Genomic DNA, 23,594 nt, shown 5'->3' on the forward strand with positions numbered 1-23,594 from the left:
CAATCGCAGGCGGAGCCCGGCGAGAGGAACCCGATGGACACGGTACGGCTGAACAACGGCGTGGAGATGCCGATCCTGGGGTTCGGGGTCTTCCAGGTCCCCGACCCGGCCGAGTGCGAGCGCTCGGTCGCGACGGCGCTGGAGGCGGGCTACCGGCTCGTGGACACTGCGTCCGCCTACGGCAACGAGGAAGCGGTCGGACGGGCCGTGCGCGGCTCCGGGGTGCCGCGCGAGGACGTCTTCGTCACCACCAAGCTCTGGGTGCAGGACGCGAGCGAGGCGGCCGCGGCCACGGCGTTCGACACGTCGCTGGCGAAGCTGGGGCTGGACTACCTCGACCTGTACCTGATCCACCAGCCGTTCGGCGACTACTACGGCGCCTGGCGGGCGATGGAGAAGCTGCTCGCGCAGGGCCGCGTCCGCGCGATCGGGGTGTCGAACTTCTACGGCGACCGGCTGGTCGACCTGATCCTCCACAACGAGGTCGTCCCCGCGGTCAACCAGGTCGAGGTGCACCCGTTCTTCCAGCGCGCCGACTACCAGGCGCTGATGCAGGACCGTGGCGTCCAGATCGAGTCGTGGGGGCCGTTCGCGGAGGGACGCAACGGGCTGTTCACGCACCCCGTCCTCGCCGGGATCGGCGCCGCGCACGGCAAGTCGGTCGCGCAGGTCGTGCTGCGGTGGCTCACCCAGCGCGGCGTGGTCGCGATCCCGAAGTCGGTGCGCCCCGAGCGGATCGCGGAGAATTTCGACAGCCTCGACTTCCTGCTGACCGATGAGGAGATGGCGTCCATCGCCGAGCTGGACGGGGGCGCGAGCCTGTTCTTCGACCACCGCGACGCCGCGTCCGCGGCCCGGCTGAGCGCGTCCCGCATCCACAACTGACGTCGGCCGCAACCACGCGCCCGACCACGTCCCTGTCCTGACGCCCAGCCGCTGACGGGAGCGGCGTCCGCGCTGCCGCGGGGACTACGGCCCGTCGACCACGGTCAGCTGCGCGCGGACCTGCTCGATGGTGGCCAGGACCGCGATCGTCTCCTCGTGGGGGTGGACGGGCGACTCGACGCGGCCCTCGGCGACGTAGCCGGCCAGGGCCGTGGCCTCGTGGCTGAGCCCGGAGTACGGGTCGGTGAAGGCGTCGTCGGTCCAGGTCTCCGTGACCGCGCGCCCGTCCTGCCTGCGGGTGAGGACGAGCTCGGTCGGCGCGTAGAAGGGACGGCGGAACTCGAGCCGCGCCGTGGTCCCGACCACGGTGGCACGGGTGGGGAGCTCCGCGACGATCGACGTCGTGATGTGCGCGGCCGCACCGGTGGCCGCACCGAGAACGGCCGACGCGTACAGGTCGACGCCGTTGGTCAGCTTCCTGCCGACAGCACTGACGGTGCTCGGCGGGCCGAGCACGGCCGAGGCGAACGAGATCGGGTACACCCCGGCGTCCAGCAGCGCGCCGCCGGCCAGGTCGGGGCTCCGCATCCGGCTGGACGGGTCGTAGGGGGCGGCGAAGCCGAAGTCGGCGGCGACGCCCACGACGTCGCCGAGGGCCCCGTCCGCGAGGAGGTGCCGCAGGATGTCGAACTGCGGGAGGTAGCGCGTCCACATCGCCTCCATGACGAGCACGCCCGCCGCCCGCGCGGCCGCGGTGATCGTCCGGGCCTCGTCCGCCGAGGTGGCGATCGGTTTCTCGACCAGCACGTGCTTGCCCGCCGCCGCGGCGGCGATCGCCCACTCGGCGTGGACGTTGTGCGGCGTCGCGACATAGACGACGTCGACGGCGGGATCGCCGAGCAGTTCGGCCGGCGTGCACGCGCGCGGTACCTGGTGCGTGGTGGCGAACGCCGTGGCGCGTTCGGCGCTGCGGGCTGCGACGGCGACGACCTGCTGCCCGGTGTGGGCACGGACGGCGTCGACGAACCGCCCGGCGATACCGCCGGCCCCGATCACGCCCCAGCGCAGGGCGGGCACGGGCCCGTCGAAAGGGGCCCGGGGTGTGGGAAGGGTCATGCCGGCTCTCCTCGCTGTCGTCGCCCGCTGGACAGGTGCGTCCATTGCCGCTCTGATGGGAGCATGCCGGTCCGCACCAGTGTCGTCCACGGGGTCGAGGGCGCGGGCCCTCGGTGCCCACGATCCCACCAGCCGGAGCGGACGTGACGGTGGACAGCCCGGCCAGCAGGCTGGTTGCCGCGCTCATCGACGGCGGGCTAACCGTCGCGACCGCCGAGTCGCTCACCGGCGGGCTGCTGGCGGCCGAGCTCGTCAGCGTCCCCGGGGTGTCGGCAGCGTTCCTCGGCGGGATCGTCTCCTACGACACCCGGCTCAAGCACACCCTGCTCGGGGTGGACGCGGAGCGCCTGGCCGAGACCGGCCCGGTGGACCCCCTGGTGGCCGAGCAGATGGCGGAGGGGGTCCGCCAGGCCTGCGCGGTCGACGGCCGTCCCGCCGACCTCGGGCTCGCCACCACCGGTGTCGCCGGGCCGGATCCCGACGCCCAGACCGGCCTGCCCGCCGGCACCGTCCACCTCGGCATCGCCACCGTGCGCGGTGTGCGCTCGGTCCACCTGGACCTGGAGGGTGACCGCGCGGCCATCCGCGCCGCCACCGTGGCCGCGGCGATCGAGGAGGCGCTCGCCGAGGTGTCCGCGCTCGGTGCGCGCCCCGTGGACTGAGCGGCGCCGAGCGGGAGACAGCGCGGGGTGGTGGGTGCGGGCTCACTGACGTCGGCTCGCTGCGTCGGTGCGGTCCCAGCCGTCCCGAGATCCCGGGTCAAGCCCGGGATGACAAGAGGTGGGGATCCCACGGCACGCCCGGAGCGACGAGCCTGCGCGGCCCCACCACGTCATCCCGGGCTTGACCCGGGATCTGGCTGTCCCGCGCACGGCTGGGAGAAATCGCCCTGTGGATCGCCCAGCGGGGCTTCTACGGCCGGATTCGGGGGACAGAGTGGGCATTTCCTCTCGGCCACCAGGGTGGCGTGGACGAGGAGTGCCGACCACGGGCCGGCGAGGCGAGAATGGAGCAGGCGCAGAGCCGGTCAGGCGGCCGGTTCAGGACGAACTGAGGGGCGGCGACGGGCATGGGGATCCAGCACACGGTGGTGTTCCGGCTGAGGCACGGGCAGGGGTCGGGCGAGGAGACCGCGTTCCTGGCGACGGCCCACGACACGCTCACCGCGATTCCGGGGGTCGAGGACTTCACGATCAGCCGCCAGGTCAGCCCGAAGAGCGACCTCGACTGGCAGTTCTCGATGGTCTTCGCCGACCAGGCCGCCTACGACGCCTACAACAACCACCCCAGCCACGTCGGGTTCGTCGAGTCCCGCTGGGTGCCCGAGGTCGCGTCGTTCCAGGAGTACGACTTCGTCGGTCTCGAGTAGCGATGGGGATCCCCGAGCAGGTCGAGGCCCACCTCGCCGGCCAGCCGGAGCCGAAGCAGGCCGACCTGCGCGCGGTGCACGCGCGCGTGCTGGCCGAGTTCCCCGGCTGCCGATTGTGGTTCAGCGACGGCACGAACGAGGACGGGAAAGTCGTGGCCAACCCGAACATCGGCTACGGCCTCCAGACCATCACCTACGCGAACGGGTCGTCCCGGGAGTTCTACCGGATCGGCCTGAGCGCCACCACCACCGGCGTCTCGGTCTACGTCCTCGGCCTGCCGGACAAGACCTACCTCGCCCACACCTACGCCGACTCGATCGGCAAGGCCACCGTGACCGGCTACTGCATCAGGTTCCGGCGCCTGCCCGACATCGACGTCGACATCCTGCTGGCGGCGATCAGCGACGGCATGACCCTCGACGAGTCCTAGTCACCAGCCCTAACGAGCCAGGAGGCCCGCCAGCGGCGGCGACCAGAGCTCGTGGCCGCGGATACCGAAGTCGGCCAGCAGCGTGTTGGCCGCCTGCCAGCCCGTCGTCGCGGCCCGTTCCATCAGCGCGACCGGCCAGTCGCACCGGACGAGGTCGCCGGCCAGGACGACCCGCCGATCGGGCGTCCGGACGGTCGGGCGCAGGTGCCACGGGGACGGGTCGACCAGCGGGCAGTCGTCGGCCACCAGCCACTCCTCCGCCACCACCGGCGCGTCCGCCAGGACCGGGTCGACCCGCGCCGCCTGCCGCCACAACTCCTCCCGGACCCCCGCTCCGGTCTCGCGCAGCGCGTACCCGTGCACCTCCACCACCGCTCCTCCGGTCCGCCGGCTCCAGCCCGCCGCCCCGGCCTCGAAAGCGTCCAGCCTGCTGATGTTGTCCAGAGGCCCGTAGCCGCTCGTGCCCAGGAACGCGGGCAGGCCGTCGGCGGGGGCAGCCAGCCACCGGCGCGACACCCCGAACGGCGGTGCGTTGCGCAGGGACGCGATCCGCTCCCGCCAGGCGCCGTCGGCCACGTCCGGGGAGGCATCGACCAGCCGCTGCAGCCCCCGGGTGTCCAGCGCGAGCACGACCGCGTCCGCCCGCACCTCACCCATCGAGCCCGCCACGACGACGCCGTCACCCGCACTCCGCAGCCCCTCGACCACCGTCCCGGTCCGCACCTCGACGCCCAGCCCGTGCAGGTACCGGCCCAGCGGACCCCACAGCGCCGCGTCGTAGTCGTCGTCGGGGACGTCGAACAGCAGCCCCTCCGCCGAGCCCACGAAGTAGCTGTGGAACATGCCGACCAGCTCGGCGGCGGAGAACTCGCGCGGGTCGGCGAAGAAGCTCCGCGCGAACACCTCCAGGGCCAGGTGCCGCGCGGACGCAGGGAACCGCAGCCGGTCGAGGTAGTCCACGGCGCTGACGCTGTCGAGCTCGGAGTAGGTCCTCGGGAACCGCACCCTGAGCAGGCCCACCGCCTCCCGCACGTCCACCCCGGCCAGCCCGCGCAGCGGGAAGCTCGGGCTCTGCGCGACGAACCCGACCAGGTTCCACGGCGGCGTGCGGGGGACGCGGGCGAACGAGTCGACCACCGGCGCACCCCCGCCGGACGGCGCCAGCTGCAGCGGGTAGTCGGCCACCGGCACCAGCCGCTCCAGCCCAGGGTCCGCCCGGCGCAGCAGCGCGCGCAGGTTGTAGTACTGCCGGAAGAACGCGTGGAAGCCCCGGCTCATCCTGCCCGGCAGCCCGTCCGGCAGCGTGACCGGCCACGCCCGGACCCGACCGCCCAGCGTGTCCGCCGCCTCCAGCAGCACCACCCGGACGCCGCGCTCCGCCAGCCCGGTCGCGGCCGCCAGCCCCGCCACCCCGCCTCCGACGACGACGACCGACGGCGACTCGGCGCTGCTCAGGGAGCCGGCCGCCACCGGGTCGGGCGGACGGTGCCGCACTGCCCTCCGGTCGCGCCCCGGACGCCACGTCCTCATGCCTCCCCCTCCCTGCGGCCCGCGACCCGCCAGGCGATGATTGCGCCCGTGACGAGGGCGAACCCGAACCCGAAGTCCTCGATCGGGATGTCGAACGGGAAACGCACGCCGGAGAACTCCTCTGCGGTGTACCGGACGATCGGGTCCGGCAGCAGGGTGAGCCAGCCGTCCACGAGGACCTGGAAGAAGAACACGATCAGCATGGTGAGCCAGTACTGCGCGGTGGCGAAGATGCCCGTGCGCGCCCAGAGGAGTTCCACCGCGACCACCAGGACCACAGCCACGAGGGTGGCGAGCGTGTACTCAGGCATCGCGGCCCGCCCTCCGCGTCCGGCGCCGCGCCAGCACGGTGCCGACGGCCTCGTAGGTGAGCAGCCCGCAGAGCGGGATCACCACGAAGAACACCAGCTCCTCCAGCGGCACGGACGCCGGCAGCAGGATGCCGGTCGTGCGGGCGGGGTTGTAGCCCCAGTGGTCGCGAGCGATGGCGATCGCGTCCCAGACCATGAACACCACGACCACGGGGGCCAGCGCCAGCAGCAGCCGCAGCGGCCGCCGGTACACCCGCGCGCGCAGCGCGAACTCCAGCGGCAGCGTGACCAGCAGGCACGCGGCCATCAGCAGCAGGTACTCCGCCCTCATGCGGTCCGCCCCGGCCCTGCGACGAGGACGGACGCGGCGGTGACGGCCTTGCGCCACGTCGGCACGCGCGCCCTGCCGGTGAACACGTCGTAGTCGCGCGCCTCGATCCTGCCCAGGATCCGCGAGTACAGCTCGAGGGCCGTCGCCACGCACCGGGCGGACGCGGGCGGCAGCATCGCCACGCCCGGCGCGGCCTGCGCGTACAGCTCCCGGTTCCGCGCGATCTCGAAGGCCATCACGGCCCGCCACGGGTCGTCGACGACCCGCCGCCACGGGTCGGCACCGAACCGGTCCAGGTCGTCGGACGGGACGTAGACGCGGCCTCGGTCGAGGTCCTCGCCGACGTCGCGGAGGAAGTTGGTCAGCTGGAACGCGAACCCGAGCGCCCTCGCGGGCTCGAACGCGTCCGGGGTCAGCGGCTGGAGCACGGGCAGCATCATCTCCCCGATCACCGCCGCCGACCCCTCCATATAGCCGCACAGGTCGCCCCAGCTGGCGTAGGCGGTCACGGTCAGGTCGAGTTCCATCGCCCCGAAGAAGCGGTCGAAGCACTCGCGCTCGATGCCGGTCTCGTGGACGGTGCGGGCGATCGCGGCCAGGACGGCGTCGCCCGGGTCGCCCGCGAGCGCGGCGCCGAACGCCGCCCGGAAGGCCGCCAGTTCCCGCGCCGTCCGGCCCACGTCGACCAGGGTGGCGCCGTCGGCGTCCACGATGTCGTCGGCGAGCCGGCACAGCGCGTAGATCGCGTAGACGTGCCGGCGCTGCGGCACCGGCAGCAGCGCGGCGCCCCAGTAGTAGGTCGTGCCGTACGCGCGGGTCAGCCGCGCGCACTGCGCGTAGCCCTCGGCCAGGTCGTGGCTCATGCCCGCCCCCCGAGGTAGACGCGGACGCGTTCGGCGGCCAGCTCGCCGCTGACCAGCACCATCGGGACGCCCACGCCGGGCGTCGTGCCCGAGCCGGCGAAGAACACCCCCGGCACGCGCGGTTCGACATTGGCCGGACGGAACGGCCCGGTCTGGAAGAACGTGTGCGCGAGGCTGAACGGCGTCCCCATCGCCAGCCCCTCCGCCGCCCAGTCGGCGGGGGTGACGAGGCGCTCGGTCACGACGTCGCCGGGGTAGCCGTGCGCGATGAGGAAGGCGTGCAGCCGCTCGCGGGCGGGGCCGGCCTCCTTCGCCCAGTCGATCCTTCCGCCCAGGTGCGGGACCGGCTCCAGCACGTACAGGGCGCTGTGCCCCGGTGGCGCCGCGCCGGGGGCGTGCAGGCTGGGCACCGTGACGAGCCGGGACGCGTCCGCCATCCGCTCCTTGCGGGTGATCAGCTGCTCGAAGGACGCCTCCCAGGCGTCGGCGAAGTGGATGTTGTGGTGCGCGACGCTCGGCCCGGGGGTGCCGCGGACGCCGACGTGCCAGACCAGTGCCGACGGCGACCACTGCGCGTCGGTCAGCGCGCGGGGCGGCGTGAGGCCGGGCAGGAACTGCCGGTAGGCGGTCGGCAGGTCCGCGGTGACCACGACGGCGTCGGCGGCGATCCGCTCCCCCGCCGCGGTCACGCCGGCGAGGCGCCCGGACGCGTCGGTGATCAGTTCCGTCACCGGCGCCTCGTAGCGCAGGTCCGCGCCGGCCCGTTCCAGCACCCGCGCCAGGGCGACCGGGACGCCGTGCATGCCGCCCTCCTCGGGGAAGTAGACGCCACGGATGCAGTCCATGTAGGTGATCACCGCGTAGATCGCCAGCGCCTGCCGGGGGGCGAGGCCGGCATACATGGCCTGGAAGGTGAGCAGCCGCACCAGCCGCGGGTCGCTGATCCGCCGTCGGACGGCGTTCTCCAACCGGCCGAAACCGCCCAGCCGGAGCAGCCGGGCCGCGGCCATGGGGCGAGTGACGAGGTCGAGCGGAGACCCGAGGTTGCGCTCGATGAAGTGGGGCATCTCGGCCTCGTAGAGCGCCTCCAGCCACGCGACGAAGCCGGGGAACGCCCGCGCATCCGCCTCCAGACCGCTGCGGCGCAGCTCGGCGACCTGGTCGTCCAGCTCCGCGCGGACGCGGAGTTCCGACCCGTCGCTGTACACGGCGCGATAAGCGGGATCGAGGCGGCGCAGCCGCAGTTCCTGCGCCCGGTCGGCACCCAACCGGGCGAACGCGCGGTCGAGCAGGTGCGGCATGGTCAGGACGGTCGGGCCGGTGTCGAAGGTGAACCCGTCCTGCTCGAGCACCCCGGCGCGGCCGCCCGGGACAGCCTCCCGCTCCAGCACGACGACATCGTGGCCGTCAGCCACCAGCGCGCTCGCAGCAGACAGCCCTGCCAGCCCTGCTCCGACGACGGCGACGCGGCTCACCGGGGATCCCGCGGAGTTGTTCGGGGGTGCGGAGGGGAGGGGAACAACTCCGCGGGGTGCTTCATGCGTCCCGCCAGGCGACGCGCCGCGCCAGGGCCGCCAGGCCGCCCGCCGCGTCCGGGTCGATCGCGGGGTCCTCGAGGGCGGCCATCGCCGAGTGGACCGCGTCCTCGATCATCTGCTCGGCGTCGGCGATCACCCCGGACCGCACGAACTCGGCTGCCAGCCCTGCGACGAGCGCTGACGAGGGCCGTGCGGACCGTCCCGCGCGCTCCAGCGCCCGTCGCCAGCGCGGGGAGAACCGTTCGGTGGCGAGCGCCATCAGGACGGTCGGCTTGCCGGCCACGATGTCCTCACCGACGGGCTTGCCGGTCGCCCTCGGGTCCCCGACGACCCCGAGGATGTCGTCGCGCAGCGCGAACGCCTCGCCGACGCCGGTGCCGTAGCGCTCGAGCGCGGCCAGCGTCCGCGGACCGGCCCCGCCAGCGGTCGCGCCGAGCTGGAGCGGCCGCCAGACCGTGTACGCACCGGACTTGGCCCTCGCCACCTCCCGGGCGTGCGCGAGGTCCCTGCGTCCGTTGGCCGCCCCGACCAGGTCACGGCCCTGCCCCACCATCAACTCGATGCTCAGCGTCCGCCACAGCCCCTGCAGTCGCGGCGGAAGGGTGGCCACCAGCAGGTCCGCCTCGCTGTGGGCGAGGTCGCCGGCCAGGATCGCGATGTTCTCCCCGTACCGCTGCGGGTCGCCGTGCCCACCGAGCGCCTCGTGCTGGGCGCGGGCGCTGGCGTGCACGGACGGCTGCCCCCGGCGGGTCGGCGAGGCGTCCATCACGTCGTCGTGGATCAGCGCGAAGACGTGCAGCAACTCCAGGGCTGCGCCGACCGTGACGAGTTCGTTGTGACCGGTGCCGCTGCGGTGGCCGCCGGCGGCCACCCAGCCCCAGTGCGCCATCCGCGGACGGAACCGCTTTCCTCCCGAGTGCACGGTCGCCTCGAGGAGTTCCAGCACCGAGTCCGTGTGCAGCACGCCCACCCGCGGCACGACGGCGGCGGCGAGGTGTGCCCAGCGCTCGCGCAGAGAGCCGAGGGTGTGGTCGATCGCCGCCTCCACGGCCTCGACGGTCGCGCCGTCGCGGTCGGGGTCCGGCTCATGGCCGAAGGGCAGCGCAGCCGGGGACCGGAGGACGCTCATGCCGCACCCCCCGCGACACGGAGGTCGTCGAGCAGCGGCACCTGGAGCGCCGCCCACGGGCTGAGCAGCGCAGGGACGTTCCGCGCGACCGCTACCACGTCCGGCCAGGCCACCCAGGACGTCTCTGCGACCTCGGCCGGGTCTGGCGCGAGGATGCCGGACAGCCGGCCCACCCAGACCGGGCAGGCCTCGTTCTCGACGATGCCGGACGCGTCCACCGCGCGGTAGCCGAAGTCGGGAAGCACCAGTTCCAGGTCCTCGACGGCCACGCCCAACTCCTCGGCCACGCGCCGCCGGACGGCCGTCTCGCCGCCCTCACCGGGACGGGGGTGCCCGCAACACGAGTTCGTCCAGACGCCCGGCCACGTGGCCTTTCCGAGCGCGCGCCTCGTCAGCAGCACCCTGCCGCCGGCATCGAACAGGTAGCAGGAGAACGCGAGGTGCCGGGGCGTGTGCGGACCGTGCACATCGTTGCGGTCGGCGTGGCCGACCGGTCGGTCGTGGTCGTCGAGCAGGACGACGCGATCCCGGACGTCCGTCCCCATCGATGCTCCCATGCCCTACTCCTGCCCCCGGGGGACCTCCCCCAAACCTTTGACAGAATGATGGCGTTCGGCGTTCCTTACAACCAGAGCTACGGTGAAAAGGTTAGACAAACTGCGTAGATTCGTACAGATGGCCACCCTCTGCTCGATACCCTCTGACCGTCATGGTCACGATCAAGAGGGCCGCGGAGCTGACCGGCGTCCCGGAGCACACCCTGCGGGCCTGGGAACGCCGCTACGGCTTGGTGTCCCCGGGCCGGTCGGCCGCGGGTTACCGGGACTACGACGAGCAGGCGCTCGACCGGATCCGCACGATGCACGGCCTGGTCGAGGAGGGCTGGGCGCCCCGGAAGGCTGCTCTGGAGGCGGCCCGGCGGGAGAACGGCGCGGCCACAGCGCAGGACCTCGTGGCCGCCGCGTCGGCCATGGACAGCGAGGCGGCGGGTCGCGTCATCGACGACCTCTTCGCGCACGGCCCGTTCGAGGCGGTGGTCGACGACTGGCTGATGCCCGCGATGGTCGAGATGGGGCACGCGTGGGCGTCAGGGACGGTGTCGGTCGCGGGCGAGCACCTGGTCAGCAACCTCGTCATGCGACGCCTCGCTGCGGCGTACGACGCCACCGCCCAGCCCGCGTCCGGGCCCACGCTGCTGGTCGGCGCACCGCCCGGGGTCGACCACCAGCTCAGCCTGCTCGCCTTCGCCACGGCCGCCCGTCGTGCGGGCGCGGTGACCGTGTACCTCGGCGCGCAGGTGCCGGCCGAGGCGTGGCGGGAGGCGGCGGTGGCTGTCGGTGCCAGAGCGGCCGTCAGCTCCGTCCACCGGCGCAGGGACGCCGCGCGGTTGCGTGCCGTGGCGGACGAGTTCCGCGGCCTGCCCGCCTTCGAGCTGTGGGTGGGCGGACGCCACCAGCACCTCGCGCCGACACCGTTCCGCCCGCTCGGCCACTCGATCACCGCCGCCGCGCGACTCCTCGTGGACGGCAACACCCCCGCGGCCGCCCCGCAGCCCGGCTGAGGCCGCGGACGGTCCTGGACCGCGCCGCGACCGCGGCGACGCCGGCCACCAGGGCCAGCACCGCTGCGCCGAGGGCCAGCTCGCGAGCGGTCCGCCGGCTCGCGCCTCCGGTCGTCCCTCCGGTGGCCCGGCGGATCGCCTGCTCGAAAGGGGTCCGCCCGCCGGGTGGCGGTCCCACGAGCGTGACCAGGTCGTCCTCGCCGGCCACGGCTTCGTGGACCAGGCTGCCCACGAGCGGCCGGGCGATCTCGGCCCGGACCGGGGTGACGAGTCCCACCCAGAGGCTGGCAAGACGGGGGGTCAGCACCGGAACGGACACCACCAGCCGACGGCCCAGGCCGGTGACCCGCGCGTAGCCGCGGATCATGTCGGCGTAGGTCAGCACGTCCGGCCCGCCGATGTCGAAGCTGCGGCTGAGCCCCGGCGCCAGCTGTGCAGCCGCGCGGAGGTAGTACAGGACGTCGTCGACCGCGATCGGCTGGATCCGGTTGCGCAGCCATTTCGGGCCGACCATCACCGGCAGCCGCTCGGTCAGGTAGCGGAGCATGTCGAAGCTGGCCGAGCCGGCGCCGAGGACCACGCCCGCCTGGAGGACGGCGGTCGGGACCCCCGAGCCGAGCAGCACCCGTCCCACCTCGACCCTGGAGCCCAGGTGCGGCGACAGCGGACCGTCGGGGTGCAGCCCGGAGAGGTAGACGATCCTGCCCACGCCGGCGCGGACCGCGGCGGCTGCGAATCCCTCGGCGAGGGCACGGTCGCGGACGACGAAGTCGCGCCCACCCCCCATCGAGTGCAGGAGGTAGTAGGCCACGTCCACCCCCGCCAGCGCCCGATCGAGGGCGGACGGCTCCGCCGCGTCGCCCTCGACGACGTCGACCCGGTCCGCCCAGTCCCGCGAGGCCACCCGCGTGGCGTCCCTGCACAGGACGCGGACGCGCCAGCCGCGATCCAGCAGCGCGGGGACGAGCAGCCCCCCGATGTAGCCGGTCGCGCCGGTGACGAGGGCGTACGGCCGTGCAGTCATGTCAGCTCCCTGCGGTCAGTGCGATCGGGAGCAGGAACAGCATCCCGAGGCTCCAGGTGACGTGGGTCACCATCGGCCCCAGTACCCCGCCGGTGACCCGACGCTGTGCTCCGGTGACCAGGCCCAGCACGAGGGCGGCGAGGACGAGGAGCGGAACGCCACTCGCCACGGTGGCGAGGGCGGAGGCCAGCGCCGCCCCGACCACGGCGCGGCCTGGGGCGAGGGCGGCGAACAGTGCCCCCCGGAAGAAGAGCTCCTCGGCGAGACCGTTGACGGCGGTCACCACAGCGATCAGTGCCAGCGGGCCGTACCGGGCGTGGTCGAGCAGCGCCTGGACGGGGTCCCTGAGCAGCGGGACCCGGGCCACGAGGACGGCACCGAGCAGGAAGACGCCCAGCAGCAGCGCACCCAGGGCCAGCGACTGCACGATGCCGCGGCCCTCGCTTCCGCCGCTGCGCGTGTGGGCCCTGCCGAGGTGCAACGGACCCGAGACGAGCGCGCCTCCGGCCCAGAGCGCAGCGAGGACGAGGGTGGCCGCGGGAAACGTCGGGTCGCCGGGCGCCAGCCGCAGGGCCCAGGCCAGGCACGCGGCGCCGGCGACGAGGGTGGCGACCACGACGACCCGGCGACGGCGGACGACGTCCGGCGGGTCGGCGGGGGATGGAGCGACCGGCTCCAGGAGCGCGGCGCGGACGAACCGGCCGAGTTCGGCGAACGGGCTCGGCCGGGCTGCCGGTGGTGCGTCGACCGCGGGGCGTGGGGGTTCGCCCCCCGCGTTCGCGCGGTCCCCGGCGGTGCCGGGCTCACGTGCGTCGTCCATCCGCCTCCCGCCGCCTGTTCACCCAGCGTTACCCCGCCGGGACGGTCGGTACCCCCAGCCAGGGGACCCTCACCCGGGCCGGCGCGCCACCCAGGTGTGCAGGATGCCGCGCTGCCAGCCGGTCGCGTCCCTGTGCGCGACGTCGGTGTAGCCGGCCCCCACCAGCCGGTCGGCGAGTTCGGCGGTGCTGTCGAAGTCGAGGACGCTGCGCCAGAGGTAGTCGTAGAGCCGCGGCGAGCCGTGCACGAGACGGGCCAGCGGGACGACCACGAACCGGCAGACGAGCGTCCAGACCCGCACGGCGGACGGCCTCCCGGCCACGGAGTACTCCTGGACGACCAGCCAGCCACCGGGGGCGAGCCGGTCGCGAATGATCCGGAGCACGTCGTCGCGCCCGTCCTCGGGGATGTTGCGGATCAGGTACGCGGCGAACGCCCCCGCCGCGGGCGGAAGGCCGAGCTCCGGCAGGGCCTCCGCGGTGGCGTGGACGAACTCGACACCAGCGGGCCACGACTTGGCCGCGGCCTGCTCGAGCATGCCGGACGAGGCGTCCACCGCGACCACGCGGGCGTCGTCGATGGCCCCGACCAGCGCCGCGGTGGAGGCGCCGGAACCGCAGCCGAGGTCGAGCACCAGCCGGCCGGGGCCGCCGCCGATCCGTTCGGCCAGCGCGTGCGCGGCCGCGCGCAGGTGCCGGTGGTAGCCGGGGTTGAGCCGGGTCAGCAGGTCGTAGCGTCCGGCGGCGCGGTCGAACGCATCGTCCAGTCCCGGCGTGGTCCTCATCCGTCCCTCCCGAGATCGAGCCGGAAGCCGCGCAGGCGGTACCCCTCGATCAGGTCGTCCCAACCGATGCTGGGCTCGCTCGCGATCCGCGGGTGCAGGGCGAGCAGCCGGGTGAGCAGCACGTCGGCCTCGAGGATCGCCAGCGGCTGGCCGGGGCAGCGGTGCGCCCCGTCCCCGAAGCTGAGCCCCGCGGCATTCGTGCCCTGCGGCAGGGCCCGACCGGGGCACAGTCCGAGCCGGTCGTCGCCGAACGCTGCGGGATCGGCGTTGGCCTGCCGCACGCCCACGTCGATCAGGTCGCCGGGGTCGATCGTCCAGGTCCGGCCGGCATGGGTGACCTCGACGCTGCCCTGCGCGCGCCGGTAGAGGTGGCCGACGACCGGCTCCAGCCGGATCACCTCGTTCAGGATCGCCAGCCGCTCGTCCGCCCCGGCCACGAGGTACCGCTCGCGCAGCCCGGTGTTCTGGAGCAGGTGCCAGCAGGCCATCGAGATGAACTCCCTGGTGGTGACCATGCCCGCGGTCCCGTAGGTGATGCACTCCAGCAGGATGTCGGCGTCGGTGTAGCCCTCCGCGATCAGGTGGCTGATCACGTCGCCGCGGGGACGCCGCCGCCGCTCGCGGATCGCCGGCCGGACGTCGGAGAGGAAGAAGCGGACGATCGGGGCCAGCCCGTTCTTCGCGGCGAGCGCCCACTGCCGGCGGGTGCGGCCGAGGTCGGGACGGGTGATGTCCAGGGGCGGCTGGTTGAAGAAGGAGACCAGCCGGCGCGCCATCGCGGGGACGGGCGACGCGGTCAGCCCGACTACCCCGGCCGTGACCTCCACCGAGTAGTGCAGGGCGAGCTCGTCCAGCAGCAGCGAGCCCTCGGCAGAGGCCGCGCTCAGGAGCCGGTCGGCGCACTCCCCCATCGCGGCCTGATACCGCTCACCGACGACGGCGGGGGCGAAGAACCGGGCGACCTTGCTGCGCTGCTCGTCGTGCAGCGGGCCGTCGGAGATCAGGATCGGATGGTGGGCGAGCCACCCCTTCGGGATCCACTCCGCGGTGAAGCCGGCCTGGGTGGTGCGGTCCCGGGCTCGGAGCACCTGCCGCGCGGGCTCCAGCGCGCGGATCCGCCAGACCTGGCCCTCGCGCTCGACGGCGGGCTCGTCACGCTCCCCGGGCTTGACCGCCCTGCGGAGGTCGGGAGCGTCCACCATGGCGACACGATAGCCACCGGCAGGCGTTAGCGTTCTGACCTGCGACGAGTGGTGAGAAGAGGACCATGGACGACCTGGAGCGGCGGGTGCGGCGGCTGGAGGACCGTCAGGCGATCATCGACGTCGTCGTCCGGTACTGCGTGACCGTCGACGCGAGGGACTGGGACGGGTTCGCGACCTGCTTCGCTCCGACCGTGCGCAGGGACGACGGCGAGCTCACCCGGGACGAGTTCGTGGCGGTCGTGGCGGGGGCGCTGCCGGGCTTCCGGCGCACGCAGCACGTCAGCTCCAACCACGTGGTCACCGTCGATCCTGAGGACCCGGACCGGGCCACGTGCGACTCCGACATGTACGCGCAGCACGAACTGGCGGCGTCGTCCGCCGGCACCTGGTACCTGCTCCGGGCGCGCTACCACAACGGGATGGTCCGGACGCCCGACGGCTGGCGGATCGCGTCCATCCTGACCACGAACCGCTGGGAGGAGGGCAACCTGAACGCCGTCGCCGAGGCGATCGAGGTCGTCCGCCAGAGCGCGGGAGGCTGACCGCTCAGGAGATAGCCTTCGACGGGCCCGGACCTACGGGCGGGACGGAGCGAGGGATCGGATGACGGAGTTCTGCCGGAGTTCCGCCCTGCCGCACCTGGAGGCGCGACGATCGTGCCAGGAGAAGCCGTGCTACCGGCCGCACTTCCACGACACGTTCTCGATCGGCGTCGTGAACGAGGGCGCCTCGGTGTTCGCCGGCGGCCTGGAGGGCGTCGTCCGGCTGGTCGCCGGGGATGTGATCGTCATCCCCGCCGGGCACGTGCACTCCTGCAACCCTGAGCAAGGCCGTTGGCTCTACCAGATGATCCACTCGGACCAGGACTGGGCGGCCGCGCTCGCGCCACCGGACGCGGAGGACCTGTTCGACCGGGTCTCGGTGCTGCGCCGACCGGGGCTGCCGGACGGGGTCGGCACCCTGAACGACCTGCTGTTCGCCGATGCGTCCCCCGAGATCCTCGAGGAGGGCTTCGCCGCACTGCTCGCCGAACTCGCGCACGCCCGGCCCACCCGAGTGGTTGTTCCCGACGCGGACCCGGAACTCGATGCGCGGCTCCGGCCGGTGCTGGACAGGCTGCGCGACGACGAGACGAACCCGGCCTTGGACGAGCTGGCCGGGCTGGTCGGCATGACCACCTACCAGCTCGTCCGTGCCGTGCGGAGGAGCACCGGTCTGTCCCCACTGGCATGGCGCCAGAACGCCCGGATCATCCGGGCCCGGCACCTGCTCCGCGAGGGCCACCCGATCGCAGAGACCGCCCAGGCACTCGGGTTCGCGGACCAGAGCCACTTCCACAGGGTCTTCCGCGCCCACGTCGCCGCCTCGCCCGGCGCCTACCGGAGCTGACCTGCAAGAACGTTCAAGACCCCTGCGGTCCCCCCGCCCGATGCTGACCGGGTCTGGTCGTTCGACGGGTGGGAGTGATGGAACAGTTCGTCGCGGTCGCCGCCGCGCACTTCCTGGCGTTGCTGGTGCCGGGGGTGGACTTCGTCCTGATCGCCCGCACCTCGCTGGCGCACGGCTGGCGCAGCGCCACCGGCGCGTGCGTCGGGATCGCGGTGGCGAACGGCGTGTTCATCACGGCCGCGTTCACCGGCCTCTCGCTGGTGTCGAACCCCGTGGTCCTGACCGTGGTCCAGCTGGTCGGGGGCTTCTTCCTCGTCCTCGTCGGCACCGCGTTCCTGCGGACGAGAGGCGGGCTCACCATCGACGCCGCGCCGGGCGGAACCACCCTCTCGTGGCCGAGGAACTTCGCGCTGGGCGTCACGTCCGGCCTGCTCAACCCGAAGAACGCCCTGTTCTACCTCAGCCTGGCTGCGGCGGTGTCGGCGGCGCCGCCGCTGGTCCTGGCCGGCTACGGCGTGTGGATGTTCACGGTCGTGCTCGTCTGGGACGTGTCCGTGGCCGTCGCGCTGGGGTCGGGTCGTGCGCTTGCGCGGCTGGGCCGCGTCCTGCCGGCGCTGACCAGGGTCGCGGGCGGTTTCCTGGTCCTGTTCGGTCTCGGCATGCTCCTCGAACTCGTGCCGCGGCTGTCATCCGTATGGTCAGTCGGGTGATCCGGACCCCACCATCACACACCCGACCGCCCCGGCCGGCCCCCGTTCAAGGCCCGGCGCTCAGACTCCCGGTCGAGATCCGGCGCAGGCAGGCGGCGACTGTCGCGGTGATGAGCTCCTCCTCCGGCCACGCCGTACGGTCCAGGCGGGCGGTGACCCGCAGCGTCCCCGCGTAGCTCAGTGCGGCGAAGACCACGGTGACGTTGCCGAGCGCAGGGCTGACCGGGGTGAGCGACCGGACCCTGGCCCCTTCGAGGTCGACCGGTTCCGCCGGTCCCCGCAGGTTGGTGACGAGGCTCGTGATGGCCCGCTGGCGGGAGAACAGCGGACGGTACCAGCCCAGGCAGCCCAGGACGGCGAGGAGGAGCGACAGCGCAGGGGTGCCCGAGTAGCCGCGTGCCAGCAGCTTGCGCCACCGCGTGCGGGCCGCGATCCGGGCCAGCAGGGCACGGTCGCCCTCGCCGGGCCGACGCAGGGGGACGGACGCGACGAACGCACCGACCAGGTTGCGCCCGAGGTCGTTGCCTGCCTGCGGCTGACCTGCGACCGGGACGCTCACGCGGACGCGGCGCAGTCGCTCGTCCCGTCCGGCGCCGACCGCCCGCAGGGCCTCACCGACGGCGAGCAGCACGGCGTCGTTGACGGTGGCGCCGGCAGCCCGCGTCGCCTGGAGGAGGGGCGTGAGCGGGACGTCCGTCGACGCGATCCGGAAACCGGACGTGATCGGCACCAGCAGGGACGTCGCGGAGACGCCGGGCGCCATGCCCGCGGCCAGGCCGAGCGGCGCCAGCAGAGGGTTCCGGCGCCGCGCGGCTGGCACGGCTGCGGACGGGATCCCGACCAGGGCACCGACGACGGCCATCGCCGACCCCCCGTCGAGCAGGGCGTGGTGGGCGACGAACAGCAGGTGGTGCGCGTGGGGGGACTCGAGCAGGACCAGCCGCCACATCGGGACGTCCTCGGGCAGCCCACGGACGAGGATCCTCTCGGTGGCGCGCACCGGGTCGTCCACCTGCTCAGTCAAGACGTGGTGGGCGAGCCGGACCGACACCGACTCCCAGGTGGCCGCCCACGCGGCCCGGCCGTGCCGCACGAACCGACGCTGCAACACCGGGAGAGCCGGGAGGGACGCGGCCACGGCCGCCCGCAGTGCCCCTGCGTCGACCGGCCCGTCCAGCTCGGCGAGGACGCCGATCAGCCGCTGGTCGGGGCCGACGTCACCGGCGAGCTCCGCCGCATCGCCGAAGGAGAACCGCTCCACCCTCCGATTCTCGCGCAGCGACCCGGACTGACAGAACCGCTCCACTGTGAGATCGTCCACCGAACACGGTGCACGAACTCACACCCACCCGCGTGGACCAGCCAGGAGGCGAGGCGGACATGACCGGCAACCCCCTGGGCCTGAGCGTCTGGGCGCTGCCGGGGATCCCCGAGGTCAGGGCCGGTGACGACCTGGCCGAGCTCCTCCTGACCGCCATCGGGGCCTCCGGACGCCCCCTGGCCGACGGCGACGTCCTCGTGGTGACGTCCAAGATCGTGTCGAAGGCCGAGGGCAGGGCGATTCGCGCCACCGACCGCGAGGCGGCGATCGATGCCGAGACCGTGCGCGTCGTGGCCAGCCGGACCGGCAGGGACGGGCGGGTCACCCGCATCGTCGAGAACCGGCTCGGGGTGGTCGGCGCCGCGGCGGGCGTGGACGCGTCCAACACGGCACCGGGAACGGTGCTGCTGCTGCCGGAGGACCCCGACCGCTCGGCACGCGAACTCGCGGGCACTCTCCGGGAGCGGACGGGCGCCCGGGTCGGGGTGGTCGTCAGCGACACCCTCGGACGCGCCTGGCGCGACGGCCAGACCGACATCGCGATCGGTGCGGCCGGCGTCCGGGTGTTCGACGACCTTCGCGGCGAAGTCGACTCCGCGGGCCGGCCCCTGCACGTGACCCGGCCGTGCCTGGCCGACGAGCTGGCCGCCGCCGCCGACCTCGTGAAGGGCAAGACGCGCGGGCTGCCGGTGGCGGTCGTCCGCGGTCTGCCGGACGTGGTCGGCGACCTCGACCTGCCGGGCGCGTCCCGGATCATCCGGACCGCCGCGGCCGACCTGTTCCGGCTCGGCTCGGCCGAAGCCGAACGGCTCGGCTACGAACGTGGGTACCGGGACGCGCAGGAGGCCGGGGCGCGGACCGCAGAGGAGGCAGGGGAATGACACTCACGCTGGGGTACAAGGCGTCCGCGGAGCAGTTCGGGCCGCGCGAACTGGTCGAGCTGGCGGTCGCCGCCGAGGAGCACGGGTTCGAGTCGGTCGCGACCAGCGACCACTTCCAGCCGTGGCGCCACGACGGCGGGCACGCCCCCTTCTCGCTGGCCTGGGCCGCCGCGGTCGGTGAGCGGACGCGGACGATCCGGATCGGCACCAGCGTGCTCACCCCCACGTTCCGTTACAACCCGGCCGTGATCGCGCAGGCGTTCGCCACCCTCGGCAGCCTGTACCCGGGACGGATCTGGCTCGGCGTCGGCACCGGGGAGGCGCTGAACGAGATCGCCACCGGGTTCGCGGGCGCCGGTGACCAGGCCTGGCCGGAGTTCAGGGAGCGGTTCGCCCGGCTCCGCGAGGCCGTCCGGCTGATCCGGGCGCTGTGGACCCAGGAGCGGGTCAGCTTCACCGGCGAGTACTACTCCACCCACGACGCGTCCATCTACGACCGGCCCGACACCCCCGTCCCGATCTACGTCGCGGCGGGCGGGCCCGTGGTGGCGAAGTACGCCGGACGCGTCGGCGACGGCGTGATCGTGACGTCCGGCAAGGGCCGCGACCTGTACGCCGACAAGCTCGTCCCCGCGGTCGCGGAGGGCGCCACGGCCGCCGGCCGGCAGTTCACCGACCTCGACCGGATGATCGAGATCAAGCTGTCCTACGCCGAGGACGACGACACCGCGCGGGAGAACACCCGGTTCTGGGCGCCGCTGGCGCTGAGCGCGGAGCAGAAGCACGACATCACCGACCCGGTCGCGATGGAGGCCGCCGCGGACGCCCTGCCGATCGGGCAGATCGCGTCCCGGTGGATCGTCGGCTCCGACCCGGACGAGGTCACGGCCGCGATCGGCGACTACGTGGCGCTGGGCTTCACCCACCTGGTCTTCCACGCGCCCGGCGCCGACCAGCGCCGCTTCCTCGACCTCTTCGCGCGCGACCTGGCGCCGCGGCTGCGCGCGCTCAGCGCCGGGTGAGCCTGACCACGGGGATGACGCGGGTCGTCTTCTGCTCGTAGGACCGGAAGCCCTCGCTGATCGCGGTGAACCGCGCCCACGCCTGGTCGCGCTCCTCGCCCGCGAGCGCTTCGGCGTGCACGGCGACGGTGCCGTCGTCGGGGGTCTCGATCTCGATGTCGGGGTGGGCGAGCAGGTTGTGGTACCACGCCGGGTTGTCGGGCGCGCCGGCCTTCGACGCCGCGACCAGCCACGCGTCCGGCGCCTCCCGGATGCCCATCACCGGGGTGATGCGTTCCGTCCCGCTCTTCGCGCCGAGGTGGTGCATCAGCACCAGGCCCCTGCCGAACTGCTTCACCGTCCCGTTGTTCGTCCGGAACTCCTCGATGATGGCGTCGTTGAAGCGGGCGTACGGGCTGGCGTCCACGGATCCTCCACAGGGTGACGGGGTGCCCCGATGCTACAAGCCGTCGCGGACCCGTCCAGTGGGTAACCCTTGCCCCACCGGGCACTGCCAGGACCTCCCGCGAGGTGCCCTCCGGGGCTACCGTGGCCGGGTACTCAGCCCAGGGAGGACGATCATGCAGTTCGGCATCCACTACCCCAACTTCTCCACGCCGTCGGACGCCGCCGCGCTGCCCGCGACGATCGCGACAGCGGCGAGGAACGCCGAGCAGGGCGGGGCCGCGCAGTTCACCCTGATGGACCACTACTTCCAGCTGGACAGCATGGGCGGGGCCGCCGAACCGATGCTCGAGGGCTACACGACGCTCGGGTTCCTCGCCGCGCAGACCGAACGGATCCCGCTGGGCCTGCTGGTCACCGGGGTCACCTACCGCCACCCGGGGCTGCTCGCGAAGATCGTCACCACGCTGGACATCCTCTCCGGGGGCAGGGCGATCTTCGGGATCGGCGCGGCCTGGTACGAGCGCGAGCACCTCGGGCTCGGCGTCCGGTTCCCCAGCCTGAAGGAGCGCTTCGAGCGGCTGGAGGAGACGCTGCAGATCGTGCTCCAGATGTGGAGCGACGACGACGGCCCCTACGAGGGTCGGCACTACCAGCTCGCCGAGACGATCAACCTCCCGCAGGTCATCTCCAGGCCCCATCCGCCGGTCCTGATCGGCGGCGCGGGCGAACGGAAGACGCTGCGGCTGGTCGCCCAGTACGGCGACGCCTGCAACCTGTTCTCGATCGGCGTGGACGGGGTCGCGGCCAAGCTGGACGTGCTCCGGCGCCACTGCGACGACGTGGGACGCGACTACGACACCATCCAGAAGACCCTGATGCCCGGGGGCGATCCGCTCGGTGCCACCGACGCGTTCGTCGCCGAGATGGAGCGGTACGCGGCCCTCGGCATCGAGCTGGTGACCGTGATGCCGCGCGGCGAGCCCGCGTCCTTCGTGGCCGAGTTCGCCGAGAAGGTGGCCCCCCGGCTCGCCCAGCTCGGGCCCGCGTGAGGTCGACGTCCGGCCGGGTGGCGGCTGCGGCCGACGAGGACGCGCGGGTGACAGCGTGAGCGGCGATCCGCCGCGGCGCATCGTCGTCCTGTCCGGCGGCGTGGGCGGAGCCCGGTTCATCCGCGGCCTGCTCGCCCACCTGACCGGGGCGGACGCCGCGGTCACCGTGGTGGTGAACACCGGGGACGACCTGTGGCTGCACGGGCTGCGGATCTGTCCGGACCTCGACACGCTCGTCTACACCCTCGGCGGCGGGATCGACGAGGAGCGCGGCTGGGGCCGGCGCGACGAGCACTACGTGGTGGCGGAGGAGTTGTCCGCGTACGGGGCGGGCGGGGAGTGGTTCACCCTCGGTGACCGTGACCTGGCCACGCACATCGTCCGGACCGCGATGCTGCGGGACGGTCGGCCGCTGAGCGAGGTGGCTCGCGTGCTCGCCGCGAGGTGGGGCGTGGCGGCCGCCGTGCTGGCGATGAGCGATCAGGAGGTCGAGACCTGGATCGAGCTCGCCGAGCCCACCCCGGACGGGGAGGTGCTGATCGACTTCGAGAGCTGGTGGGTCAAGTACCGGGCCGGCCTTCGCGCGCGGCGGTTCGTCCAGAAGGGTGTCGAGCACGCGTTCCCGGCCCCCGGGGTGCTGGACGCGATCGGCACCGCCGACCTGATCCTGTTCCCGCCGTCGAACCCCGTGGTGTCCATCGGCACGATCCTCGGCGTACCAGGGATCGCAGACGCGATCCGCTCGGCGTCCGCACCCGTGGTGGGGGTGTCGCCGATCATCGGGGACGGGCCGGTGCGCGGGATGGCGGGCGAGTGCCTGCACGCGCTGGGCGTCCCGGTGTCGGCGGCCGGGGTCGCCGGCTGGTACCGGCGGACGCACGAGGTGCTGGACGCCTGGCTGGTCGACGAGTCGGACGCCGGCCAGCTCGACGAGCTCCGCGGCCTGGGGCTGGTCGCCGAGGCCGTCCCGCTGTGGATGCGCGACCCGGCCACCACCGAGGCACTGGCCGGCCGTGCGGTCGAGGTCGGCGTCGATCTGCTCCGCTGAACCGGGATCAGGACGGTTCGGGCAGCAGCCCGGCTTCGCGGGCCAGCGCGGACGTGGCGTCGCCGACGCCGAGGGCGACCGCGTCGAGCAGGTCCGCCAGGGTGTCGACGTCGCGCCGCAGTCGCTCCGTCCCCTCGGTGGGGTGGTAGCCCTCGGCCACGTGTGCGGCGAACGACCCGTCCCCGAACCTCGGCGCGAGCGGGCCGGACCCCGAGGCGAGAGCGACGCTCCCTCGGCCCTCGGCGTCCGCGACGACCACGCGGCCCGCTGAGTCGGCAGCGCGGAGCAGGTCCGTGACGTCGGAGGCGGCGAGGCAGGGCAGGTCGGCAGGGAGCACCGCGAACAGGCTGTGGTCGAGCCCGGCGATGGCGGCGAGGATCGAGGCGTTCAGGCCGCGCGGCTCGGCGTCGAGGTGGAACGAGACGGGCGCGGCGTCCTCGTCCGCCCCCACCAGCCCGGTGAGCTCGGGGAACGGCTCGGACAGTGCCACGACCACCCGCTCGACGGCGGGTGAGCGCCGCACCGCCGCGATCGTGTCCGCAGCGAACGCCAGCACCCAGCGCCGCCGCCCGACCCCGCCCACGGAAGCAGGCAGCCGCGACTTCCCGCGTCCGCCGCCCCGCACCGGCACCACCACCGTCCACCCCACGCCACCATCTTCGGCCCTCGAGGTCGCACACGCCGTCGCACCGTCCGGACGCGCCTCCGTCCCTGTCATCCCGGGCTTGACCCGGGATCTCCACGACACCCCGCCACCACCCACACCGAGATCCCGGCCTCCGCCGGGATGACAGTGCCGGCGGCACCGTCCACCACAAAGTGGACGGAAAGCCGCGACTACACCACAGAACCGTCCACCTTGGGGCGGCAGCCACCCCCGCCCACCACAAG

General features: G+C 73.5%; 27 protein-coding genes. 12 read left to right on the forward strand and 15 right to left on the reverse strand.

Going from position 1 to position 23,594, the window contains the following annotated elements; all coding sequences use genetic code 11:
• Window positions 1–33 precede the first annotated feature (33 nt).
• Complete coding sequence (locus QM779_RS11090) at window positions 34–885, forward strand: aldo/keto reductase (RefSeq protein ID WP_428535146.1); 852 nt, start codon at window positions 34–36, stop codon at window positions 883–885.
• A gap of 84 nt (window positions 886–969) precedes the next feature.
• On the opposite strand, the gene QM779_RS11095 is transcribed toward QM779_RS11090, so the two are convergent.
• Window positions 970–2,001: a Gfo/Idh/MocA family protein gene (locus QM779_RS11095; protein ID WP_428535148.1), complete on the reverse strand. Its 1,032-nt coding sequence runs from the start codon at window positions 1,999–2,001 to the stop codon at window positions 970–972.
• A gap of 143 nt (window positions 2,002–2,144) precedes the next feature.
• Here QM779_RS11095 and QM779_RS11100 point away from each other — a divergent pair, with 143 nt between their 5' ends.
• From QM779_RS11100 to QM779_RS11110, 3 genes are all read left to right on the forward strand, one after another.
• Window positions 2,145–2,663: a CinA family protein gene (locus QM779_RS11100; RefSeq protein ID WP_428535150.1), complete on the forward strand. Its 519-nt coding sequence runs from the start codon at window positions 2,145–2,147 to the stop codon at window positions 2,661–2,663.
• 407 nt (window positions 2,664–3,070) lie between these two features.
• Complete coding sequence (locus tag QM779_RS11105; protein ID WP_428535152.1) at window positions 3,071–3,370, forward strand: Dabb family protein; 300 nt, start codon at window positions 3,071–3,073, stop codon at window positions 3,368–3,370.
• 2 nt (window positions 3,371–3,372) lie between these two features.
• Entirely contained in the window at window positions 3,373–3,801 is a 429-nt protein-coding gene (locus QM779_RS11110; protein ID WP_428535154.1) for a hypothetical protein, read from the forward strand.
• Between the two features lie 9 nt (window positions 3,802–3,810).
• On the opposite strand, the gene QM779_RS11115 is transcribed toward QM779_RS11110, so the two are convergent.
• The 7 genes from QM779_RS11115 to idi form a co-directional block, all read right to left on the reverse strand.
• Complete coding sequence (locus QM779_RS11115) at window positions 3,811–5,331, reverse strand: FAD-dependent oxidoreductase (RefSeq protein WP_428535156.1); 1,521 nt, start codon at window positions 5,329–5,331, stop codon at window positions 3,811–3,813.
• Window positions 5,328–5,642, reverse strand: a complete 315-nt coding sequence (locus QM779_RS11120; protein ID WP_428535158.1) for a lycopene cyclase domain-containing protein — start codon at window positions 5,640–5,642, stop codon at window positions 5,328–5,330. The genes QM779_RS11115 and QM779_RS11120 overlap by 4 nt, the downstream gene beginning before the upstream one ends.
• Window positions 5,635–5,973: a lycopene cyclase domain-containing protein gene (locus tag QM779_RS11125; protein WP_428535160.1), complete on the reverse strand. Its 339-nt coding sequence runs from the start codon at window positions 5,971–5,973 to the stop codon at window positions 5,635–5,637. Before QM779_RS11125 ends, QM779_RS11120 begins: the two co-directional genes overlap by 8 nt.
• Window positions 5,970–6,836, reverse strand: a complete 867-nt coding sequence (locus QM779_RS11130) for a phytoene/squalene synthase family protein (protein WP_428535162.1) — start codon at window positions 6,834–6,836, stop codon at window positions 5,970–5,972. Before QM779_RS11130 ends, QM779_RS11125 begins: the two co-directional genes overlap by 4 nt.
• Complete coding sequence (gene crtI / locus QM779_RS11135; RefSeq protein ID WP_428535164.1) at window positions 6,833–8,311, reverse strand: phytoene desaturase family protein; 1,479 nt, start codon at window positions 8,309–8,311, stop codon at window positions 6,833–6,835. The genes QM779_RS11130 and crtI overlap by 4 nt, the downstream gene beginning before the upstream one ends.
• A gap of 61 nt (window positions 8,312–8,372) precedes the next feature.
• Entirely contained in the window at window positions 8,373–9,503 is a 1,131-nt protein-coding gene (locus QM779_RS11140) for a polyprenyl synthetase family protein (protein WP_428535166.1), read from the reverse strand.
• Window positions 9,500–10,060, reverse strand: a complete 561-nt coding sequence (gene idi, locus QM779_RS11145) for an isopentenyl-diphosphate Delta-isomerase (protein ID WP_428535168.1) — start codon at window positions 10,058–10,060, stop codon at window positions 9,500–9,502. Before idi ends, QM779_RS11140 begins: the two co-directional genes overlap by 4 nt.
• A 152-nt stretch (window positions 10,061–10,212) precedes the next feature.
• Between idi and QM779_RS11150 the strand changes: the two genes are divergently transcribed.
• Window positions 10,213–11,064, forward strand: coding sequence for a MerR family transcriptional regulator (locus QM779_RS11150; RefSeq protein WP_428535170.1), 852 nt, complete (start codon window positions 10,213–10,215; stop codon window positions 11,062–11,064).
• Here the strand turns inward: QM779_RS11150 and QM779_RS11155 are convergent.
• The 4 genes from QM779_RS11155 to QM779_RS11170 form a co-directional block, all read right to left on the reverse strand.
• A complete protein-coding gene (locus QM779_RS11155; RefSeq protein ID WP_428535172.1) occupies window positions 11,000–12,088 on the reverse strand; it encodes an NAD(P)H-binding protein in 1,089 nt (362 codons plus the stop codon). The genes QM779_RS11150 and QM779_RS11155 overlap by 65 nt on opposite strands.
• Before the next feature lies 1 nt (window position 12,089).
• A complete protein-coding gene (locus tag QM779_RS11160) occupies window positions 12,090–12,908 on the reverse strand; it encodes a CPBP family intramembrane glutamic endopeptidase (protein WP_428535174.1) in 819 nt (272 codons plus the stop codon).
• Between the two features lie 69 nt (window positions 12,909–12,977).
• Window positions 12,978–13,691, reverse strand: coding sequence for a class I SAM-dependent methyltransferase (locus QM779_RS11165; protein ID WP_428535176.1), 714 nt, complete (start codon window positions 13,689–13,691; stop codon window positions 12,978–12,980).
• Window positions 13,688–14,893, reverse strand: coding sequence for a cytochrome P450 (locus QM779_RS11170; RefSeq protein ID WP_428535178.1), 1,206 nt, complete (start codon window positions 14,891–14,893; stop codon window positions 13,688–13,690). The genes QM779_RS11165 and QM779_RS11170 overlap by 4 nt, the downstream gene beginning before the upstream one ends.
• Before the next feature lie 65 nt (window positions 14,894–14,958).
• Between QM779_RS11170 and QM779_RS11175 the strand changes: the two genes are divergently transcribed.
• From QM779_RS11175 to QM779_RS11185, 3 genes are all read left to right on the forward strand, one after another.
• On the forward strand, window positions 14,959–15,438 hold the full coding sequence (locus tag QM779_RS11175; protein WP_428535180.1) for a nuclear transport factor 2 family protein: 480 nt from the start codon (window positions 14,959–14,961) through the stop codon (window positions 15,436–15,438).
• A 61-nt stretch (window positions 15,439–15,499) separates the two neighbouring features.
• Complete coding sequence (locus tag QM779_RS11180) at window positions 15,500–16,285, forward strand: AraC family transcriptional regulator (protein WP_428535182.1); 786 nt, start codon at window positions 15,500–15,502, stop codon at window positions 16,283–16,285.
• Between the two features lie 77 nt (window positions 16,286–16,362).
• The gene (locus QM779_RS11185) at window positions 16,363–16,995 is read left to right on the forward strand and encodes a LysE family translocator (RefSeq protein WP_428535184.1); all 633 of its coding nucleotides are present in this window, start codon (window positions 16,363–16,365) and stop codon (window positions 16,993–16,995) included.
• Between the two features lie 46 nt (window positions 16,996–17,041).
• On the opposite strand, the gene QM779_RS11190 is transcribed toward QM779_RS11185, so the two are convergent.
• Window positions 17,042–18,256, reverse strand: a complete 1,215-nt coding sequence (locus QM779_RS11190; RefSeq protein WP_428535186.1) for a WS/DGAT domain-containing protein — start codon at window positions 18,254–18,256, stop codon at window positions 17,042–17,044.
• Between the two features lie 119 nt (window positions 18,257–18,375).
• Here QM779_RS11190 and cofE point away from each other — a divergent pair, with 119 nt between their 5' ends.
• On the forward strand, window positions 18,376–19,197 hold the full coding sequence (cofE, locus tag QM779_RS11195) for a coenzyme F420-0:L-glutamate ligase (protein ID WP_428535188.1): 822 nt from the start codon (window positions 18,376–18,378) through the stop codon (window positions 19,195–19,197).
• Window positions 19,194–20,219: a glucose-6-phosphate dehydrogenase (coenzyme-F420) gene (gene fgd / locus QM779_RS11200; RefSeq protein WP_428535190.1), complete on the forward strand. Its 1,026-nt coding sequence runs from the start codon at window positions 19,194–19,196 to the stop codon at window positions 20,217–20,219. The genes cofE and fgd overlap by 4 nt, the downstream gene beginning before the upstream one ends.
• Here fgd and QM779_RS11205 read toward each other — a convergent pair.
• Window positions 20,206–20,625 (reverse strand): nitroreductase/quinone reductase family protein, encoded by a 420-nt coding sequence (locus QM779_RS11205; protein ID WP_428535192.1) that lies wholly within the window; start codon window positions 20,623–20,625, stop codon window positions 20,206–20,208. The genes fgd and QM779_RS11205 overlap by 14 nt on opposite strands.
• 154 nt (window positions 20,626–20,779) lie before the next feature.
• Between QM779_RS11205 and QM779_RS11210 the strand changes: the two genes are divergently transcribed.
• Both QM779_RS11210 and cofD read left to right on the forward strand, forming a co-directional pair.
• Window positions 20,780–21,655, forward strand: a complete 876-nt coding sequence (locus QM779_RS11210; protein WP_428535194.1) for an LLM class F420-dependent oxidoreductase — start codon at window positions 20,780–20,782, stop codon at window positions 21,653–21,655.
• A 55-nt stretch (window positions 21,656–21,710) separates the two neighbouring features.
• Window positions 21,711–22,703, forward strand: coding sequence for a 2-phospho-L-lactate transferase (gene cofD / locus QM779_RS11215; protein WP_428535196.1), 993 nt, complete (start codon window positions 21,711–21,713; stop codon window positions 22,701–22,703).
• Between the two features lie 7 nt (window positions 22,704–22,710).
• Here cofD and QM779_RS11220 read toward each other — a convergent pair whose 3' ends face one another.
• Window positions 22,711–23,352, reverse strand: coding sequence for an NTP transferase domain-containing protein (locus tag QM779_RS11220; protein ID WP_428535198.1), 642 nt, complete (start codon window positions 23,350–23,352; stop codon window positions 22,711–22,713).
• Between the last annotated feature and the right edge of the window lie 242 nt (window positions 23,353–23,594).

The organism is Propionicimonas sp. (assembly GCF_049840635.1).
Taxonomy (GTDB): domain Bacteria; phylum Actinomycetota; class Actinomycetes; order Propionibacteriales; family Propionibacteriaceae; genus Propionicimonas.

Excerpts from the sequence above, each read along its gene's own strand:
- QM779_RS11090 (WP_428535146.1), top strand. The coding sequence starts at position 34 with ATGGACACGGTACGGCTGAACAACGGCGTGGAGATGCCGATCCTGGGG.
- QM779_RS11095 (WP_428535148.1), bottom strand. The coding sequence starts at position 2,001 with ATGACCCTTCCCACACCCCGGGCCCCTTTCGACGGGCCCGTGCCCGCC.
- QM779_RS11105 (WP_428535152.1), top strand. The coding sequence starts at position 3,071 with ATGGGGATCCAGCACACGGTGGTGTTCCGGCTGAGGCACGGGCAGGGG.
- QM779_RS11110 (WP_428535154.1), top strand. The coding sequence starts at position 3,373 with ATGGGGATCCCCGAGCAGGTCGAGGCCCACCTCGCCGGCCAGCCGGAG.
- QM779_RS11115 (WP_428535156.1), bottom strand. The coding sequence starts at position 5,331 with ATGAGGACGTGGCGTCCGGGGCGCGACCGGAGGGCAGTGCGGCACCGT.
- QM779_RS11120 (WP_428535158.1), bottom strand. The coding sequence starts at position 5,642 with ATGCCTGAGTACACGCTCGCCACCCTCGTGGCTGTGGTCCTGGTGGTC.
- QM779_RS11125 (WP_428535160.1), bottom strand. The coding sequence starts at position 5,973 with ATGAGGGCGGAGTACCTGCTGCTGATGGCCGCGTGCCTGCTGGTCACG.
- QM779_RS11130 (WP_428535162.1), bottom strand. The coding sequence starts at position 6,836 with ATGAGCCACGACCTGGCCGAGGGCTACGCGCAGTGCGCGCGGCTGACC.
- QM779_RS11140 (WP_428535166.1), bottom strand. The coding sequence starts at position 9,503 with ATGAGCGTCCTCCGGTCCCCGGCTGCGCTGCCCTTCGGCCATGAGCCG.
- idi (WP_428535168.1), bottom strand. The coding sequence starts at position 10,060 with ATGGGAGCATCGATGGGGACGGACGTCCGGGATCGCGTCGTCCTGCTC.
- QM779_RS11150 (WP_428535170.1), top strand. The coding sequence starts at position 10,213 with ATGGTCACGATCAAGAGGGCCGCGGAGCTGACCGGCGTCCCGGAGCAC.
- QM779_RS11155 (WP_428535172.1), bottom strand. The coding sequence starts at position 12,088 with ATGACTGCACGGCCGTACGCCCTCGTCACCGGCGCGACCGGCTACATC.
- QM779_RS11160 (WP_428535174.1), bottom strand. The coding sequence starts at position 12,908 with ATGGACGACGCACGTGAGCCCGGCACCGCCGGGGACCGCGCGAACGCG.
- QM779_RS11165 (WP_428535176.1), bottom strand. The coding sequence starts at position 13,691 with ATGAGGACCACGCCGGGACTGGACGATGCGTTCGACCGCGCCGCCGGA.
- QM779_RS11170 (WP_428535178.1), bottom strand. The coding sequence starts at position 14,893 with ATGGTGGACGCTCCCGACCTCCGCAGGGCGGTCAAGCCCGGGGAGCGT.
- QM779_RS11175 (WP_428535180.1), top strand. The coding sequence starts at position 14,959 with ATGGACGACCTGGAGCGGCGGGTGCGGCGGCTGGAGGACCGTCAGGCG.
- QM779_RS11180 (WP_428535182.1), top strand. The coding sequence starts at position 15,500 with ATGACGGAGTTCTGCCGGAGTTCCGCCCTGCCGCACCTGGAGGCGCGA.
- QM779_RS11185 (WP_428535184.1), top strand. The coding sequence starts at position 16,363 with ATGGAACAGTTCGTCGCGGTCGCCGCCGCGCACTTCCTGGCGTTGCTG.
- cofE (WP_428535188.1), top strand. The coding sequence starts at position 18,376 with ATGACCGGCAACCCCCTGGGCCTGAGCGTCTGGGCGCTGCCGGGGATC.
- fgd (WP_428535190.1), top strand. The coding sequence starts at position 19,194 with ATGACACTCACGCTGGGGTACAAGGCGTCCGCGGAGCAGTTCGGGCCG.
- QM779_RS11210 (WP_428535194.1), top strand. The coding sequence starts at position 20,780 with ATGCAGTTCGGCATCCACTACCCCAACTTCTCCACGCCGTCGGACGCC.